General features: G+C 49.7%; 16 protein-coding genes. 9 read left to right on the top strand and 7 right to left on the bottom strand.

Annotated elements, in window-relative coordinates; all coding sequences use genetic code 11:
- The first annotated feature begins 46 nt into the window (after window positions 1–46).
- The 3 genes from ABWH99_RS03190 to ABWH99_RS03200 are packed head-to-tail and all read left to right on the top strand — an operon-like array spanning window position 47 to window position 2406.
- Window positions 47–808 (top strand): SDR family NAD(P)-dependent oxidoreductase, encoded by a 762-nt coding sequence (locus ABWH99_RS03190; RefSeq protein ID WP_375584868.1) that lies wholly within the window; start codon window positions 47–49, stop codon window positions 806–808.
- Window positions 805–1596 (top strand): M15 family metallopeptidase, encoded by a 792-nt coding sequence (locus tag ABWH99_RS03195; protein ID WP_375584869.1) that lies wholly within the window; start codon window positions 805–807, stop codon window positions 1594–1596. Before ABWH99_RS03190 ends, ABWH99_RS03195 begins: the two co-directional genes overlap by 4 nt.
- A gap of 39 nt (window positions 1597–1635) precedes the next feature.
- Complete coding sequence (locus ABWH99_RS03200; RefSeq protein WP_375584870.1) at window positions 1636–2406, top strand: ThuA domain-containing protein; 771 nt, start codon at window positions 1636–1638, stop codon at window positions 2404–2406.
- Between the two features lie 213 nt (window positions 2407–2619).
- Here ABWH99_RS03200 and ABWH99_RS03205 read toward each other — a convergent pair whose 3' ends face one another.
- The 3 genes from ABWH99_RS03205 to ABWH99_RS03215 all read right to left on the bottom strand — a co-directional run bounded on the left by ABWH99_RS03205 (window position 2620) and on the right by ABWH99_RS03215 (window position 5169).
- On the bottom strand, window positions 2620–3219 hold the full coding sequence (locus ABWH99_RS03205) for a TIGR04282 family arsenosugar biosynthesis glycosyltransferase (protein WP_375584871.1): 600 nt from the start codon (window positions 3217–3219) through the stop codon (window positions 2620–2622).
- A 111-nt stretch (window positions 3220–3330) separates the two neighbouring features.
- A complete protein-coding gene (locus ABWH99_RS03210; RefSeq protein ID WP_375584872.1) occupies window positions 3331–3744 on the bottom strand; it encodes a DUF4890 domain-containing protein in 414 nt (137 codons plus the stop codon).
- Window positions 3745–3846: 102 nt separating this feature from the next.
- Window positions 3847–5169: an NAD(P)/FAD-dependent oxidoreductase gene (locus ABWH99_RS03215; RefSeq protein ID WP_375584873.1), complete on the bottom strand. Its 1323-nt coding sequence runs from the start codon at window positions 5167–5169 to the stop codon at window positions 3847–3849.
- A 164-nt stretch (window positions 5170–5333) separates the two neighbouring features.
- Between ABWH99_RS03215 and ABWH99_RS03220 the strand changes: the two genes are divergently transcribed.
- The 4 genes from ABWH99_RS03220 (at window position 5334) to ABWH99_RS03235 (ending at window position 7280) form a co-directional block, all read left to right on the top strand.
- On the top strand, window positions 5334–6041 hold the full coding sequence (locus tag ABWH99_RS03220) for a YebC/PmpR family DNA-binding transcriptional regulator (RefSeq protein WP_375584874.1): 708 nt from the start codon (window positions 5334–5336) through the stop codon (window positions 6039–6041).
- Window positions 6042–6071: 30 nt separating this feature from the next.
- The gene (yjjX, locus tag ABWH99_RS03225) at window positions 6072–6641 is read left to right on the top strand and encodes an inosine/xanthosine triphosphatase (RefSeq protein ID WP_375584875.1); all 570 of its coding nucleotides are present in this window, start codon (window positions 6072–6074) and stop codon (window positions 6639–6641) included.
- Between the two features lie 86 nt (window positions 6642–6727).
- Window positions 6728–7042, top strand: coding sequence for a thioredoxin family protein (locus ABWH99_RS03230; RefSeq protein ID WP_375584876.1), 315 nt, complete (start codon window positions 6728–6730; stop codon window positions 7040–7042).
- Window positions 7023–7280, top strand: a complete 258-nt coding sequence (locus tag ABWH99_RS03235) for a DUF6952 family protein (RefSeq protein WP_375584877.1) — start codon at window positions 7023–7025, stop codon at window positions 7278–7280. The genes ABWH99_RS03230 and ABWH99_RS03235 overlap by 20 nt, the downstream gene beginning before the upstream one ends.
- Window positions 7281–7970: 690 nt before the next feature.
- Here the strand turns inward: ABWH99_RS03235 and ABWH99_RS03240 are convergent.
- Together ABWH99_RS03240 and ABWH99_RS03245 are read right to left on the bottom strand one after the other, a co-directional pair.
- On the bottom strand, window positions 7971–8981 hold the full coding sequence (locus ABWH99_RS03240; RefSeq protein WP_375584878.1) for a S41 family peptidase: 1011 nt from the start codon (window positions 8979–8981) through the stop codon (window positions 7971–7973).
- Window positions 8978–9784 carry a hypothetical protein gene (locus tag ABWH99_RS03245; RefSeq protein WP_375584879.1) on the bottom strand — a complete coding sequence of 269 codons (807 nt, stop codon included), beginning with the start codon at window positions 9782–9784 and terminating at the stop codon, window positions 8978–8980. Before ABWH99_RS03245 ends, ABWH99_RS03240 begins: the two co-directional genes overlap by 4 nt.
- 435 nt (window positions 9785–10219) lie before the next feature.
- Between ABWH99_RS03245 and ABWH99_RS03250 the strand changes: the two genes are divergently transcribed.
- Window positions 10220–11494: an exo-alpha-sialidase gene (locus ABWH99_RS03250; protein ID WP_375584880.1), complete on the top strand. Its 1275-nt coding sequence runs from the start codon at window positions 10220–10222 to the stop codon at window positions 11492–11494.
- 91 nt (window positions 11495–11585) lie between these two features.
- Here ABWH99_RS03250 and ABWH99_RS03255 read toward each other — a convergent pair whose 3' ends face one another.
- Complete coding sequence (locus ABWH99_RS03255; RefSeq protein WP_375584881.1) at window positions 11586–12587, bottom strand: NTPase; 1002 nt, start codon at window positions 12585–12587, stop codon at window positions 11586–11588.
- A 62-nt stretch (window positions 12588–12649) separates the two neighbouring features.
- Here ABWH99_RS03255 and ABWH99_RS03260 point away from each other — a divergent pair, with 62 nt between their 5' ends.
- Window positions 12650–13552 (top strand): M28 family peptidase, encoded by a 903-nt coding sequence (locus ABWH99_RS03260; protein ID WP_375584882.1) that lies wholly within the window; start codon window positions 12650–12652, stop codon window positions 13550–13552.
- Here ABWH99_RS03260 and ABWH99_RS03265 read toward each other — a convergent pair.
- A complete protein-coding gene (locus ABWH99_RS03265; RefSeq protein WP_375584883.1) occupies window positions 13542–15260 on the bottom strand; it encodes a capsule assembly Wzi family protein in 1719 nt (572 codons plus the stop codon). The genes ABWH99_RS03260 and ABWH99_RS03265 overlap by 11 nt on opposite strands.

Consider the following 15260-nt stretch of genomic DNA (forward strand, 5'->3'; position numbering starts at 1 on the left):
CTGTTTTTTTACTTTTGAAACAGGCAGAAAAATTCTATATTCCCTCATGGAAAAAAAGATTGTATGCATCACCGGAGCCACCTCCGGTATCGGCAGAGCCTGTGCCCGGTACCTGGCAGAAGAAGGCTTCGCTATCATAGGCTGCGGTCGGAGAAGAGAACGACTCGAAGCATTGAAAGCCGAATTACCTGAAGGAACACCCTATCATTTCCTCGTATTTGATGTCAGGGATCGGGAGGCCGTGGCGGAGGCCATCGACTCCCTACCCGCGGAATGGCAGTCCATATACGTTTTGATCAACAACGCCGGAAACGCCCACGGATTGGACCCCATACAGGAAGGGAGCCTTGACGACTGGGATGCGATGATGGACATCAATGTGAAAGGACTGCTATACGTGTCGAAAAAGATCCTCCCGGGCATGGTAGCGCGTAAGGCGGGTCAGGTGATCAATATAGGTTCGACTGCGGGAAAAGAGGTGTACCCCAAAGGAAACGTGTATTGCGGATCCAAACATGCCGTGGATGCCATCACCAAGGGCATGCGTTTGGACCTGAATCCTTATGGTATAAAGGTAATGGCAATCAATCCCGGATTGGTGGATACCGAGTTTTCCTTAGTCCGGTTCAAGGGAGACGATGAACGCGCAGCGGGAGTATATCGGGGGTTCGATCCCCTGCAAGCCGAAGACGTAGCCGATTTGGTGCGGTATGCAGTTACCCGCCCCCCGCATGTGGTCCTGGCTGATGTGATCATTTTACCCACCGCTCAGGCCAGTACGACACTTTTGCATAAGAAGGAATCGTGAGCACCGGATGGCGGATACTGATTTTTTTTCTGGCAGCAGCCTGTCATTCGGCTTCTGAAAAACAAACCGCCGGAGAACCTGTACCCATGCCCCCCTTGGTATCGGAGAGCAAACCGGTCGGTCAGGGTAGGGAGGATGCGGTGAGCGAAGAAATACAAGCACCGGGGCAGGATGTGGGCGCACTGGAAAAGCGGCTCCTCGCGGCCGGGTTGGTGGATGTACAGGCAATCATTCCGGAAGTACGGGTGGACTTGAAGTATGCCTCCACCGATAATTTTTTTGGAAAAAACGTGTATGGCTCCCTTTCCCGCTGCTACATGCAGCCGGAAGTTGCCGACATGCTCAAAATTGCCTATTTGGAGCTTTCCGATAGGTACCCGGAACTCACCTTTTTGGTATACGATGCGGTACGCCCGCAATCCGTGCAACAAATTCTTTGGGATGAGCTGGACAAACCGGACAGCATCAAACCGCTGTACGTAGCCGACCCTGAAAAAGGAAGCCTGCATAACTTTGGGGTGGCAGTGGACCTAACCCTTGCCAGGAAAGATAACGGGGAGCCGCTGGACATGGGAACGGGATACGACTATTTCGGCTATCCGGCCTACCCCGATCGGGAAGAACAGATGTTGGCCCAGGGAAAGCTACGCCCGGAGCAGGTAGCGAATCGGCAAATACTGAGGGATGTCATGAAAAAAGGAGGATTCACAGGAATAGGCTCCGAATGGTGGCATTTTAATGCGTACAGTCGAAAAGTTGCCGGGGAGAAATTCGACATTGTGAAATAATAATTGTATTATCGTCCTTAGTTTTAACTTACCAAATCCATGCATTCCATGAACAATAAACTCAAAACCCTGGCCATATTGGCCCTCGGTTTGGCCGTAACCTTATTGCCTGCCTTAAGTCAGGCACAGCAGTTCCGTGCGCTGGTGATCAGTAAAACCGCCGGATTTCGTCACCAATCCATACCGGAAGGAGTCGCCGCGATCAAAAAACTCGGAGAAAAGCATCGGTTTCAAGTATACGCCAGTGAAGACGCCAGTCTGATCAACGACAAAAATTTGGAGCGATACGATGTAATCATTCTGATGAGTACCACCGGTACCATTTTCAACGCGGAAGAAAAAGCTGCTTTTGAGCGGTTTGTGCAGAGCGGAAAAGGGGTGGTAGGCGTGCACAGTGCAACGGATACCGAATACGATTGGCCTTGGTATACCAAGTTGATCGGTGGACAATTCAATCACCACCCCCAACAGCAGACGGCCAGAATGAAGGTGGTAAACAGGGACCACCCTGCCACCTACCACCTGAACGACAAGTGGCTCCGAACCGACGAGTGGTACGAGTTTAAAAATTTTAACGAAAGCGTCAATATTCTCGTCCAATTGGACGAGACCTCGTACGAAGTGGGCGAACGAAACGGACAAAAAATGGGAATGGGTGCCGTACACCCCATTTCCTGGTACCACGAATACGATGGGGGAAGGGTGTTTTATACAGGCCTGGGACATGTGGAGGAAGCGTTCGAAGATGCTGATTTTCTCAATCACCTGTACGGGGGGATATGGTATGCTGCACTGGGAAAACCATTTTGATTCAGCGTCATCTCTTTCGAAGGAAAACGCCTACTCCGGTTTTTGATCGACCAGGGGTAGGCGTTTTTTTTGAAGGTATTCCCCACTTGCCATTTGTTTTGGGTAGTGGTTTTTTTAAGGAGGGAGGGCCGTCCGGGCATGGGCCGGTTTGGTGAAATAATCAACGCTTTGCTGCCTCTCCTCCCGACGCGAGTCCTAGCCCGAAGTCATTTCCTACAGGTCTGGGAGCAGTTGCTTCAATACCCCCAAATCTTCGTACCGGTCCACGTCCGGTAGTTTTTCGAGAAAAGCGAGGGACAGTCCTGCGGTCTCGGCTCGTCGCATCGTTTCTTGCAACACCGTGGAGGTACTCCATGAGATGTCTTCAAAAAGTAGGTCGGCTTGCTTGCGCAGCCCGAGCAGGTAATAGCCTCCGTCCACTGCTGGCCCAAGCACAAGGTCCTTATCCAAGAGTAAATCAAAAGCCTTGTTTATGTGGCGGGCTTGAAGTTCGTAGCAATCTGTCCCAATGACCAGTGCCTGTTCGTATCCTTGCGAAAAAACCTGCCGGAACGAATGTTTCATTTTAGCGCCGAGATCTCCGGACTCTTGTGCATGAAATTGGTACTTTTTTTCGGGATAGTCTTTTCGGGAGATCGGGCCTTTGTAAAACACAAAGATGTCCGCGTCAAGTCCGGCAAGTTGCCGGTGGGTGTGACGAATCAGGAACGCATACAAACGAGCGGCTTTTTCTGCGCCGATGCTTTGGGCCAGACGGGTTTTTACCGTTCCGGCTTTCGGGTATTTTTGAAAAACGATGATCGCTTTTTTCATGGAATTCGTCCAAATTAAGACAAAATCGGTAAACGGCATAAAAAAAAACCGGAGGTCAGAGACTCCGGCTTTTCATCCGTTAATTAAACCCAAATTAATCTGATATTTTCTTTATTGGTTATCCGAAGGTGCCGGTCGCTGTGGGTTCCGGCCTCTGGGTCCCTGTCCCCTGCGGCCTTCCCGCATTCTTTCCCGGTTTTCCTCTTGCAGCGATTTCCAGGTTTCTTTTTGTTCCGGACTCAGGACAGCGGCTATTTTCTCTCGGTAGGCTTCCCGCTCTGCTTTCATGCTTTCCATGGTCTCTCTTCTTTCCTCCCAGGCGGCTTTTCGTTTTTGGGCTTCTTCCAGGTGCAATGCATGGACTTGTTCTTTCTGTACCTCGCTCAGGTTCAGTTTTTCGGTCATTCGTTCGGTCATTCGTTCAGCAAGTTGTTCGGGATTGATCTCTTGATTTCCCCTGCGTTGTGCTTGGGCCTGTACGAAAGTAGCTCCTACCAGTACGGCAATGATGAGTATTTTTTTCATGGCAAGTAATTTATAATTGGTTTGTAGGAGTTAGACCGGAAGAAGTCGCCCAGGTTTAAAAGTGCCTTGTTAACAAATGTTAATTTTCAGGAAAAGTGGCAATTAATTTTTTTTTGTCGTCAGTTTTTCCCGGTCCTGGGGCTTGGAAATGGTGGGTTTGATCAGTAAGCGAAGAGAGGGGTCAAAAGCAAGATAGTTCCAGGACCAATCCAAAAAGATAAAAATTCGGTTTTTTACGCCTACAATCGCCATGAGGTGGACAAACAACCAGGTAAGCCATGCGAGCAGTCCTTGAAATTTGACAAAGGGCAAATCTACAACTGCCAGTTTTCTACCAACGGTGGCCATGCTTCCCAGGTCCTTGTAACGAAAAGGTTTTTCCGGTTGCTGTCGGAGTTTCGCCAGTAAGTTTGCGCTGAGATTTTGGGCCTGCTGAATGGCCACCTGGGCTACCTGAGGATGACCCCGTGGGTAGTCCTCCGATTGCTGCAGGCATCCATCCCCAAGCACGAAGATGTTTTTACTGGAATAAAGTCGGTTGTAGTCGTCCACCAGCAAGCGTCCTCCTCTTGCAGTTTGCTCTTCCCGAATCCCCTCGATGGGATTGGGCGTAATTCCGGCTGCCCAGAGCAGCGTATGGGTTTGAAAGCGGGTTTCTCCGTTGATGATTACGTTCAGTCCGTCGTAATCGGAGACGGTGGTTTGAAGAAGCACTTCTACCTGTAGTTTTTCCAGATAGGTTTTTGCCTTTTTGCCTGATTCGGCACTCATACCCGCGAGTAACGATCCTCCGGCTTCTACCAGCACCACTTTCATGTTTTGGAAATTGAGCTGGGGATAATCCTTCGGAAACACCTTGTTGCGCAATTCCGCCATGGCCCCGGCCAGTTCTACACCGGTAGGTCCTCCTCCCACGATCACCACGTTCATCAAGGCTTTTCTTTTCGACTCATCGGCGATGGTGATTGCCCGCTCGTAGTTAGAAATGATCTTGTTGCGAATAAAGAGTGCTTCGGACACGGATTTCATCGGAATACTGTTTTTCATGATGTTTTCCATTCCGAAATAATTGGTGTCGGCACCCATGGACAGTACCAGGTAATCGTAATCGATGTAGCCGATCTCTGTGTACAAGCGGTTTTGCTGCTGGTCAATCCGTTTGGCTACTCCCATGCGAAAGGTTACATTTGGCGTATCGTGGAAGACTTTCCGTAAGGGAAAGGAAATGGCGCTTGGTTCCAATCCGGCCGTGGCTACCTGATAGAAAAGGGGCTGAAACTGGTGGTAATTGTTTTTGTCCAGGAGGATTATCTGATAGGCCTTGTTGCGCAGATTTCTTGCGAGCTTCAGGCCGGCAAAACCCGCACCCACGATAACGATTCGTGGATACGGGGACTGTGGTAGGTTCGGAAGCATTGGCTCCATGGTAGGGCGAGTTTCGGTAAGCTGCGTATACAAGTGATACGGAATGCGAGGGAATAAGTTGAACCGGGTCGCTGCCCGCAAAAGATATGTTTGGGTTTGTTTGACCCCGGCATTAGTTCGAATGAAAAATTTATTTATTTTTACAAACCTGAAAAAAAATTAGTATGGGAAGAGCATTTGAATTTAGAAAAGAGCGAAAATTCAAACGATGGAGCAAAATGTCCAAGGTATTTACGCGCCTTGGTAAAGAGATCGTGATGGCCGTGAAGGCGGGAGGACCCGATCCGGCAAACAACGCGAAGTTGCGGACGGTGATCCAGAATGCCAAAGGCGCATCCATGCCCAAGGATCGGATTGAGGCGGCGATTACCCGTGCCAGCAATAAAGACGAAAAAGACTACGAAGAGATTGTATACGAAGGCTACGGCCCACACGGTATCGCTGTCATCGTTGAAACGTCCACCGACAACCTTAACCGGACGGTCGCCAATATCCGGCATTATTTCACCAAAGCGGGGGGCTCGCTCGGTACTACCGGATCGGTAAGTTTTATGTTCGAGCGGAAAGCGGTGTTTCGATTTCCCAAAGACCAATGGGATTTGGAGGAGTTGGAATTGGAGTTGATCGATTTTGGCCTGGAGGATATCGACGAAAACGAAGGAGAGATCTTTGTTTATACCGCTTTTGAGGATTTTGGCAACATGCAAAAAGCGTTGGAAGACAAAGGGATCGAAGTGATCAGTGCAGACATGCAGCGGTTTCCGATGTCTACCACCGAAATAAGCCCCGAACAAGAAGAAGATATTAACAAAATGATCGAGCGGATGGAAGAAGACGACGATGTAAACCATGTCTACCACAACATGGCCTGACCCAAATGATTTCCAACTTTACTATACCCAATGGCATTCCCGAAACGAAGAAATTACCAGGAACAAGAAAGACAAAAATTAGTTATTGTAGGCAGTAAAAACCCGGTAAAAGTAAAAAGCACTGAACAGGCATTTCAATCTCTTTTTGACGATTACTTTCTCGTAGAAGGACTGAACGTCGACTCCAACGTGAAAGACCAGCCCCATGGTGAGGTGGAGACCTACACCGGCGCCTATAACCGGGCTTCAGAGGCCAAAAAAGCATTTCCAGAAGCCGATTTCTGGGTAGGCATCGAGGGCGGAGTCGACGAAGTGGGCGAACAAATGGTGGCTTTTGCCTGGATGGTGGTTCTGGATGCCACCGGGCGGATCGGGAAAGCCAAGACGGCGACCTTTTTTCTACCGGAAGTACTATCCAATTTGATTCGTGAGGGGGTAGAACTGGGAGAGGCCGACGACCGCGTTTTTCAGCGAACCAATTCCAAGCAAGGCAATGGGGCGGTCGGAATCCTGACAAATGGGGCAGTCAACCGACTGGAATATTACCAGCAGGCCCTGATACTCGCTTTGATTCCATTTGCTCAAAAAAGCTTCTACTAGGGTTCAATAAGCCATAGACAGAATCAATTGGATTGTGCTAGCAATAGTCACTACCTTTGCGGCTTCAATAAAATTAAACAAACTATATGTTACAGGAATTAGCGACGGATAATTTAGCAGAAATCATTCAGGAGAACGAAAAAGTGGTGGTCCAATACGGAGCGACCTGGTGTGGCAATTGCCGGATCATGAAGCCAAAAATGAAAAGGTTGAGCAAATCCCACGAAGGGGTCACTTTTTTGTACGTCGATGCCGAAAAGTTGCCTGAATCTAGAAAATTGGCCCAGGTAAATAACCTGCCTACCTTTGCGGTTTTTAATAAAGGCGTTGTGGTGAATCAGGTTCAAACCAATAAAGAAGAAGTCCTAAAAACACTGATTGATGAGATTACCAATAATTAAACACGTGTTGCAATTTATTGAAGAAAATGATGAGGACTGGGTGGTGGAAACCATTGAGTTGTTAGAATCCATGACAGAAATCAATTCGCTGAAAGACGAGGAACTGGACGTGATGGGTGAGTTGCTTTCCAATCTTTATGGTACGATGGAAGTTAACCAAATGATCAAGGAGGGGACGGATAAGAAAGAGGCCATGAATGCGTTTATGAAACGCGTGGTCGGTTCCATAGACAAATAAAATACACTTTGAAAAAGTAGAAGAGTTGTTTATCACCCAAAGTAAAATCTGCTCAAACGAAGTGTCAGGCATGTCCCCTTGGGGCATGCCTTTTTCAATTGCTGCATCGTTCCGGCACGGGTACAGGGGGCTGCGACAAGGGTTTTCCTCCGTATGTGCCGATAGAGCGTATTCGGCAGGCCGGCGGAATTTCCGAACGATTTATCCCGACCATCCTCCTCTGCCAATTTCGGGGCAAAGCCTCGGTCGATGCAGCGATGCATTCGCAATTTACCCCTCAGAAAACTTCGCGAGACTGCTTCCGAGGAATGGTTGGCTCTGATCGATCGGTGTCTTATGCGTTGCCATAGGAAACATGTGGCTTTCTGCAGGCCTTTTCGCGGGGGGCGAAATTGGCCAGTGGCAAAAATGCTCCATGCTTAACGGCTTCCCGAAGCAGGTAGACAGGTGCTTCCGCTTTGTGCAAAAAAGGGAATAAGCAGCATCAAACGAACGGGTCGATGCTGCAGCATGCAGAGGCAATTACGTACGAACAGTGCCGGGACAGCGTGGAAGCTGTTTTCCGATCGTTGATCCATACGGCTTTTCAAATCCCACTTGTATAAATGATCGGGGCGGATTCCTGACCGGTGTAGTCTGGCATGAAAAAAAAGCCAACCCGAATTTTTTTCGAGCACAGATGCTAGCGGTTTAGTTCCCGGTTTTCACGTACTCAATTGCTCGCTCCAAAATCGGATCTCTTCCGGCAGCCATGTCTTCCCGAGTCATGCTCACCCGAATGTCTACGGGGACGCCGCTCTCAAAATTTAGCCCGTTTACGGTATAGCCGATCGTTGAACTGTAATTGAAATACCAACCGTTGGGAAGGTCATAACCTGCGGGCACTCCACAGCCTCCTCCTGTATCGTCCCCCATTAGTACGACCTGGGGCAGGGCTTTGGTATAGGCTGCAAAATAGCTACCTGCGCTGTAGACGACACGATTGGTCAGCACTACGATTTTGCCGGGGAACTTGGGGTTTTCGGTATCCGGATCGAGGAAAATATCTTTTTTATCGGAAAAATCATTGGGACCAGGCCCCGTTTTCAATTGGTAGGAAAAAAGCCTGGTCCGACCGGAAATTATCCGCGAAATGATTTTCAGTCCGTTCGCTGGATTTCCACCTTCGTTGTTGCGGATATCGATTACCACACCTCGTAAATCGGCAAACCGTTCGATCACAAAATCCAATTCAGAATCTAAAATGGGCGTAGCAAAACTTCGGTAATGGATATAGCCCACGCCATCGATTTCCTGGTTGAGCAGGTATCCGGTAATCCGATAATCGCCCAGATAATTTTGCTCCAGCACATCAAAGCTATAATTGGCAGGATGGTCCCTGTAGGGAAGATACCTACTGATGTCAAAAGGCGTTCGGAGATTCACATGCCCGTCTCGCAGTGTATGGAGCATCGCAGCCATGACGTCATAAAGCTCCGTATCGTTTTGCGCTTGAAGTGCCAACGGCAGGTAGACATTCCTCAGGCTATCCCAGTCTATTTTTTTATACGCAAAAAGAGAATAGCGCTCATTCATTACTTCCCAGAGAGTGTCAAAATTCTCCCGGTGGGTATTTTCTGGCGGCGAATCCAACAGCGCTAGTTCGCAAGCCGTGCAAAGCAACAAGATCCAAAACAGCAATATTCCCTGGATTTTTCTCATTTGGTTCGCATTAGAAAATTGATACCCAAGGTGTGGGCGGCAGTCTGTACGGGATTGGGATACCGATACGAATAATACTCCCAATAGTAGAGGAGTTGGATTTTATTCTCACCGGCAATTGGAAACTCTACAAAATTGTCAAATTGAATCCGGGGGAAATCCCCAAGCCAACGTACGGACGTATTTTCGAACAACTGGCTTTCGAAGCTTCTTTCCTGATCCAAAAAATCCGGCACGCCCGTAAATATGGGGCGGGTTACGTAACCAAGTAAGGGCAGTTTAAGGCCGACATTCCCTTTCATAGGTTTACCAAGAAGGCGAAAGCCTCGGCGATACCGAAGTTCCGCCTGCAGATTGCCACTGAAGTCGTAATTTATCGAGCTGTTATCCCATCGGGGCGAAAAGCGTACGTGGATCAGATTGGATAGCGAGGGGCCAAACCACCAGTCGGCCTTTTCGGAGCTACGGAGTACAAAAAGTGAAGAATAGCTGATTTCATTCCAGTAGGAGGTGATTTTTGGTTGCCGGTAGCGTGCAGGAGTCTGACCCAGCACGAATGCACCCGTCGTCAGTGGTCCCACACTTCCCTCAAACTGAAAGTTGCTACGTTTACCAGGTTTTCGGCGTTCATGATTGATTGAGAAATAGACAGGCGCTCCATTGTATCGGCTTTTTGTGATCAAATGATCTTGTACAGTTTGGTATCTCAGTCCCACGGCAAGTCCCCAATAGCCCTCTATCTCTTGCGCCTGTACGGCTCGCAAACAAAGCGAAAGGACAATAAAACAAGCGAAATTTTTCACAACAATGGCATAAATCTCATAAGGGCGAACGTCCTGCTTGCGTTACCAGAGGTCCGTAGACAGGGATCTTGCCGGAGAAGAACTGTTCTCGACGGATAAAAATAAGGTTTCTGCACAACTCTACCAAAAGGTATCCAGGTATGGAAAAAGGTAGGGGCCATCAAAGAACGCAAGCAGGCAGACCTTCGGGAGCTATTCCTGTACCGGATACATTTACAGAAAAGAAACGAAAACCGTTTCCGGCATTGGTAGTATGCACTGCCCTGCAGGAAAACCCAGCCCCTGGAATGCGCCACTGGCTCATTTGTCAAGCTGGCCTGCGAATAAAGCGGTGATGGACTAAGGCTAGGAGATATTTTCTTCTGCATCCTGTTGCTGACCTACTCTTTTTTCTTTTACTGGCCTTTTTCGGGAATTTTTGGTAATTTCCCTATCGTGAGTAGTAATAAGCAAAATCCGGACAATCGAAGGGCCTTCATGCGAAAAAGCCTGATTGCGGGTGCCGCAGCATGCCTGCCGATTCGGTCCCTGGTTGCCCGTGATAAGTGGCAGCCAGCATTGGATTACCGTCTGGACCTGCAGGTACCCACCCGTTTTTTTGATGGCAAGCAATGCTGGGTGCATCCCCGTGCCGGATTGATACCCCATCGGGCGGAGGTGATCATGACGCTCAGTACCCTGGAACTGGAGGGCAGCGATGTCTTCAAAGGGATGTATCGGATGAAAAGCCCGGATCGGGGAGCGACCTGGACCCAACCCGAACGGTCCGTTGGTCTGGGACCTCGAATGGAAACCATTGATGATGTGGAGCGGCCAGTAGTGGCCAGTGATTTTTGGCCCAAATGGCACCCTAAAACCGGCGTTTTGCTGGGCACCGGCCACACGATTGTCTACACGCCGGATTGGAAAGTGACGCATCCTCGACCCCGCCACACTGCCTACGCTGTTTTCGATACCGAAAAGGGCCTTTGGAATACCTGGAAGAAATTGGAAATGCCGGAAGGGGACCGTTTTAAGAATGCCGGAGCAGGATGCGTACAGCGCCTGGACCTTCCCGATGGGAGCCTGTTGCTTCCCATCTATTTTAGTCCGCCCGGGGACAATTCACGGGTGGCCGTTTGCCGTTGTGATTTCGACGGGCAACAGGTGACTTTTCGGGAGATGGGCAATACGCTATCGGTAGCAGATGATACCCGGGGACTTCATGAGCCCTCGCTGACCTATTTCGCTGGTAGATACCTTCTCAGTCTGCGAAACGATCTTCAGGGCTACGTCACCTCCAGCGAAGACGGCATGCACTACGCACCCATTCGTCCCTGGAGGTTTGATGACGGCAGCGATTTGGGTAATTACAATACGCAGCAGCATTGGGTGCGACACAGCGAAGGGTTGCATCTGGTTTATACCCGTAGGGGTGCGGGTAACGATCACGTATTTCGACACCGGGCACCTTTGTTTATGGCCAGGGTAGATCCCGAACGGCTGGTGGTGTTGCGGGATACGGAGCGTATCCTGGTACCGGAAAGGGGCGCCCGCCTGGGAAATTTCGGGGTGACCGAGATCAGTCCTTCAGAAACATGGGTGACGGTGGCAGAGTGGATGCAGCCCAAAGGCGTGGAAAAATACGGCAGTGATGGCAGCGTCTACGTCGCTAGGATCCATTGGAATCAACCCAATACACTATTTGACAGCCGAGACGTTCCGGTGTAGTCGTCTCTTTCCCCCGGGCTAGTTTCGGGACAAGCGTACGATTCCGGGGTAAGGTAAATCAGCCCAGCTGGGGTGGGGACGCTGGTAGCGATTACTGCGAGATCTGTTCTAAAAAAGCTTTCAAGGCTACCCGCCAGTCCGGGTCGGCGTCCCAGCTGTTTCCGATGTATTGCTCGTCTCGTACGAGAAAGCGGATGTAGTATTTGATGACTACCCGGTCAGGCGTTTCGCTCGCCTGCGGGTCCAGACCCATGCTTTGCATGAGGTCGGCTTCCCGCCCTTCCTGTTTCATCAGGAGAAACTGTACTCCGTCCCGAATCAGGTCCTGATTGGATCTCGCTTCGGTGAGGAAAACGACTTCGTAGGGATAGGTACTCGCAAAAACGGATTCCATACCTTCCCGTTCTGCCCGTTGTTCTGCGGTCACCTGCTCCTCCGGCTTGCCGTAGACATCGTGCCGGAAACTGCTAAGGAAGGCTTCGTTTCCCGATGCACCGCTTAGAAGTACTCCGAGTTTGAAGGCATCGAGGTTGAGCGGGTTTCGGGGCAAGTACCCGTTTCGGGCAGCGTTATTTTCCATTCCCGGAACGGGAGGGTATTCCGGTACTTCGATTACCAGAAAGTTCTCACTGCGCTTGCCGGTACCGAGGGATTCGAATTGGGATTTTATTCCTTGCAGGTCCTCGGAGGAGCCGGACCAATTTACTCCCGGAGCGATGATGTTGGCATTTCCGGTAAAGGGAAACACGTGGCTATAGAACTGCCCATTATTTTTTCGGATCAGCAAGACAATGTTTTTTACCAGCCTTTGGGAAAAAAAGGCAGCATAGGCGCTTTTGATTGCCTCTGAAAGGATGGCCTCTTCCAACTCGTAATAGGCGATAGGGTCTCCACCGGCAGCGATGAGTGCCGGGTGGATTTCTTCGGCTAATTCTTTCCAGGAAAGGGATGGTGTTGCGTTGGTCGCGGCAGAAATGAATACCACTGACTTTCCGCTTAAAAACTGATCCACCACTTCATTTTGGCCAACGCTTTGCAGGGAAGTCGAAAAAAGCAAGCCTGCCGCAAGGATATATTTCGTCAGCAAAGTCAAATCTACAAGAGAAAGTTTAGTATTTTCACGAATATACACAAGGCAATGTAAAAACTTCTCGTATGAAAACGATTACCCCGCTTATTTTATTACTTTTTTGGGTTGCTCCCCACCTGGTTATTGGACAGAATATTGACCAAAATCGGTTGTTGACAGACCTACGTACGCTTTCCTCGGATGCCATGGAGGGGCGGGCGCCGATGACGGATGGGGGACGCCTGGCGAGGGAATACATCCGGGAACGATTCGAAAGCCTCGGCCTTGGCACGCAGTTTCCAGGGTATCGACAGGAGTTTGTACTGGATGCCTCCAGGGGACAGGAAGGTTTGGGGGTAAATATCCTGGGTTTTATCCCCGGATCCGTTTCTTCGAAGATTATTCTGGTTATTGCTCACTACGACCATCTGGGTAAAAAGGGAGAGGTTATCTACAATGGGGCGGATGACAATGCCTCGGGCACGGCGGCATTGTTGGAGATCGCGGCCTATTTTTCCAAAAACCTGCCCGGACATTCGTTCCTTTTTGTAGCCACGGACGCAGAAGAAAAAGGATTGTTGGGAGCGAGAGCCCTGGTCAAGGATTTCCCTTTTCCTCTGGAAGATATCAAAGCCGTGGTCAACATGGATATGATCAGCCGGAGCGATGACCGGACGCTATACGCCGTAGGCACCCGTTTCTATCCTCAATTTCGCCCCTATCTCGAAGCTGCCGCCGGGAGGTCCTCCATTCGGTTGGTGTTGGGAAACGATGGTGCACCTGGAGAAAAAGACTGGAGTAAAGCCTCCGATCATGGCCCCTTTCATGAGCGAAATATCCCGTTTGTTTACTTTGGAGTAGACGATCACAAGGATTATCACCAGCCCACCGATACCTTTGAAAACATACAGCCTGCGTTTTACACAGCGGCCTGCGAATTGATTTTGGATACCCTTCTGGCTATGGATCAGAAACTACCTAGCGAATAAGATAGGAAACCCCTAGCTGAGCCACGAAGGTCTGCTGGTCCAATCCGGGCACGAAGTAGATCTCCGGGTGATTTTCCAGGTACCATTTGTAATTAAGTGTATTTACGTACTGCAGTTTTCCGGCCACCAGAAGGTTTTGAAAGCGCCACTCGGCAATCAATGCAGGAACGATATCCACGTACTTCCGGCGCCAATCCTTGATTTCCTCAAAACGTTTGTAGTAAAAGTCGTTGTTGTGGTTGATGTATTCGATGGCAAATCCGAGGCGGTTGAATCCCTTTACCCAGGCAGCGTCTAGCGAAAGGACGTTGCTACCCGGACCGTAGCCAAACCCAAGCACCTGACCTTTGTGGGTGTACCCGTGTCGGACGTGGGGATGGGTGTACCAGCTATTACGTGCAAGAATTACCTCTCGGATCGTTTGTCCGGTTTGAGTCATTTCCATGCCGATTTGGAAAAACTCATCGGTTCTTTTTAAGGGGATTAGGTTGGAAAATCCCAGGGTAAATGCCCGGTTTTTATCGGGATTGATCAGAAAATCGTACATCGTCCTGCTATTACCATTGGAACCGTATTCTCCGTAAAATTCGAAATGACCGTTGGTATCGATCCACCTGAAGTATCCCGCGCTCAATTGATTTCTCTTTTCCACATCGGGTTTGGAAATATTTTCCGGTCCTTTTTCTCCATTGAAAACCGGCAGGTAATCGGCCAGTTGCTGCATGTCGGTACGATACATTTGGGACACGGAGCTAAAGCCGAGAAACAAGCCTGGCAGCCATTTGGGTTGGTAGCTGAGCACCAGTCCGGACAGGTAGCGCCAATCTTCTTCGGGTCTTTTGGGCACGTACAAAGGTGTATTTGCGTAAACATAATCCGCTTGCGGGGGAGCAAAGCCCGAAGCTTCGAGCCTACCAGCGATGAGCTGTCCTTCGAAGGCACCTATTCGGGTTTGAATCGGTTTCCGGGTATTTAACGTGAGATGGAGAAACCCGGGTGCATGGTTACTCATTAGCAGCGAGGCATTTCGTCCAGGGCCCCACCAAAGATTTTCGTTCGAAACTCCGAGTGAAACCTCCCCCAGATTAAGACGAATACTGCTTTGACCCAGCGAAAAATGGGTATAGGCCGAAGTTCCGAATCGTTCGGGTATATCCGCCGTATTGAGCCATTCGTAATACTGCAACCAGGTACTGCCCCAGTGATCCAGCGGAAAACCCTGAAAAAACTGGTTGCTCGCATGCATGAATTCCGGTTGGAGCTGAATACTCAGTGGGCCGTATTCGAAATAGATGCCGGCATTGAACAGGTATTGCATGCCTTTATTGGGTATCATGGGTCCGTCGTTGATCCCAAATCCGTAGCCCTCGTTAAATTGTGTCCGGACCATCAAGGGTAACAATTGAAAGCGGCCCTTCTGGTCTTTGGTGCGGAAGTTAAAGTTGGACAAATCCTCATCCGTAAACGTTTCGTCCAGGTCCAGGCCATTGGAGGTACCGAAGGCTTGCTGTGGATACAGCGGCTGGATCATAAAACTGCTATTTTCGGATAAATTGCCCAACAATTGCTGCCTGCGCATGTATTCCCCATAAATCGGCAGATTCAAGCTGACGCTTTGACCCCAGGCAAGGGGAACGCTTGCCCATAAATGTACCAGGATGAAACTGGCCGTGCCAAAAAGGGTGGAAAGACGATGGCTTCTGTTCAT

Origin of the sequence: Cyclobacterium xiamenense (assembly GCF_042140265.1) — a bacterium.
Classification (GTDB): domain Bacteria; phylum Bacteroidota; class Bacteroidia; order Cytophagales; family Cyclobacteriaceae; genus Cyclobacterium; species Cyclobacterium xiamenense_A.

Excerpts from the sequence above, each read along its gene's own strand:
- ABWH99_RS03200 (WP_375584870.1), top strand. The coding sequence starts at position 1,636 with ATGCATTCCATGAACAATAAACTCAAAACCCTGGCCATATTGGCCCTC.
- ABWH99_RS03190 (WP_375584868.1), top strand. The coding sequence starts at position 47 with ATGGAAAAAAAGATTGTATGCATCACCGGAGCCACCTCCGGTATCGGC.
- ABWH99_RS03240 (WP_375584878.1), bottom strand. The coding sequence starts at position 8,981 with ATGAGAAAAATCCAGGGAATATTGCTGTTTTGGATCTTGTTGCTTTGC.
- ABWH99_RS03205 (WP_375584871.1), bottom strand. The coding sequence starts at position 3,219 with ATGAAAAAAGCGATCATCGTTTTTCAAAAATACCCGAAAGCCGGAACG.
- ABWH99_RS03210 (WP_375584872.1), bottom strand. The coding sequence starts at position 3,744 with ATGAAAAAAATACTCATCATTGCCGTACTGGTAGGAGCTACTTTCGTA.
- ABWH99_RS03235 (WP_375584877.1), top strand. The coding sequence starts at position 7,023 with ATGAGATTACCAATAATTAAACACGTGTTGCAATTTATTGAAGAAAAT.
- ABWH99_RS03230 (WP_375584876.1), top strand. The coding sequence starts at position 6,728 with ATGTTACAGGAATTAGCGACGGATAATTTAGCAGAAATCATTCAGGAG.
- ABWH99_RS03220 (WP_375584874.1), top strand. The coding sequence starts at position 5,334 with ATGGGAAGAGCATTTGAATTTAGAAAAGAGCGAAAATTCAAACGATGG.
- ABWH99_RS03265 (WP_375584883.1), bottom strand. The coding sequence starts at position 15,260 with ATGAACAGAAGCCATCGTCTTTCCACCCTTTTTGGCACGGCCAGTTTC.
- ABWH99_RS03215 (WP_375584873.1), bottom strand. The coding sequence starts at position 5,169 with ATGGAGCCAATGCTTCCGAACCTACCACAGTCCCCGTATCCACGAATC.
- yjjX (WP_375584875.1), top strand. The coding sequence starts at position 6,072 with ATGGCATTCCCGAAACGAAGAAATTACCAGGAACAAGAAAGACAAAAA.
- ABWH99_RS03260 (WP_375584882.1), top strand. The coding sequence starts at position 12,650 with ATGAAAACGATTACCCCGCTTATTTTATTACTTTTTTGGGTTGCTCCC.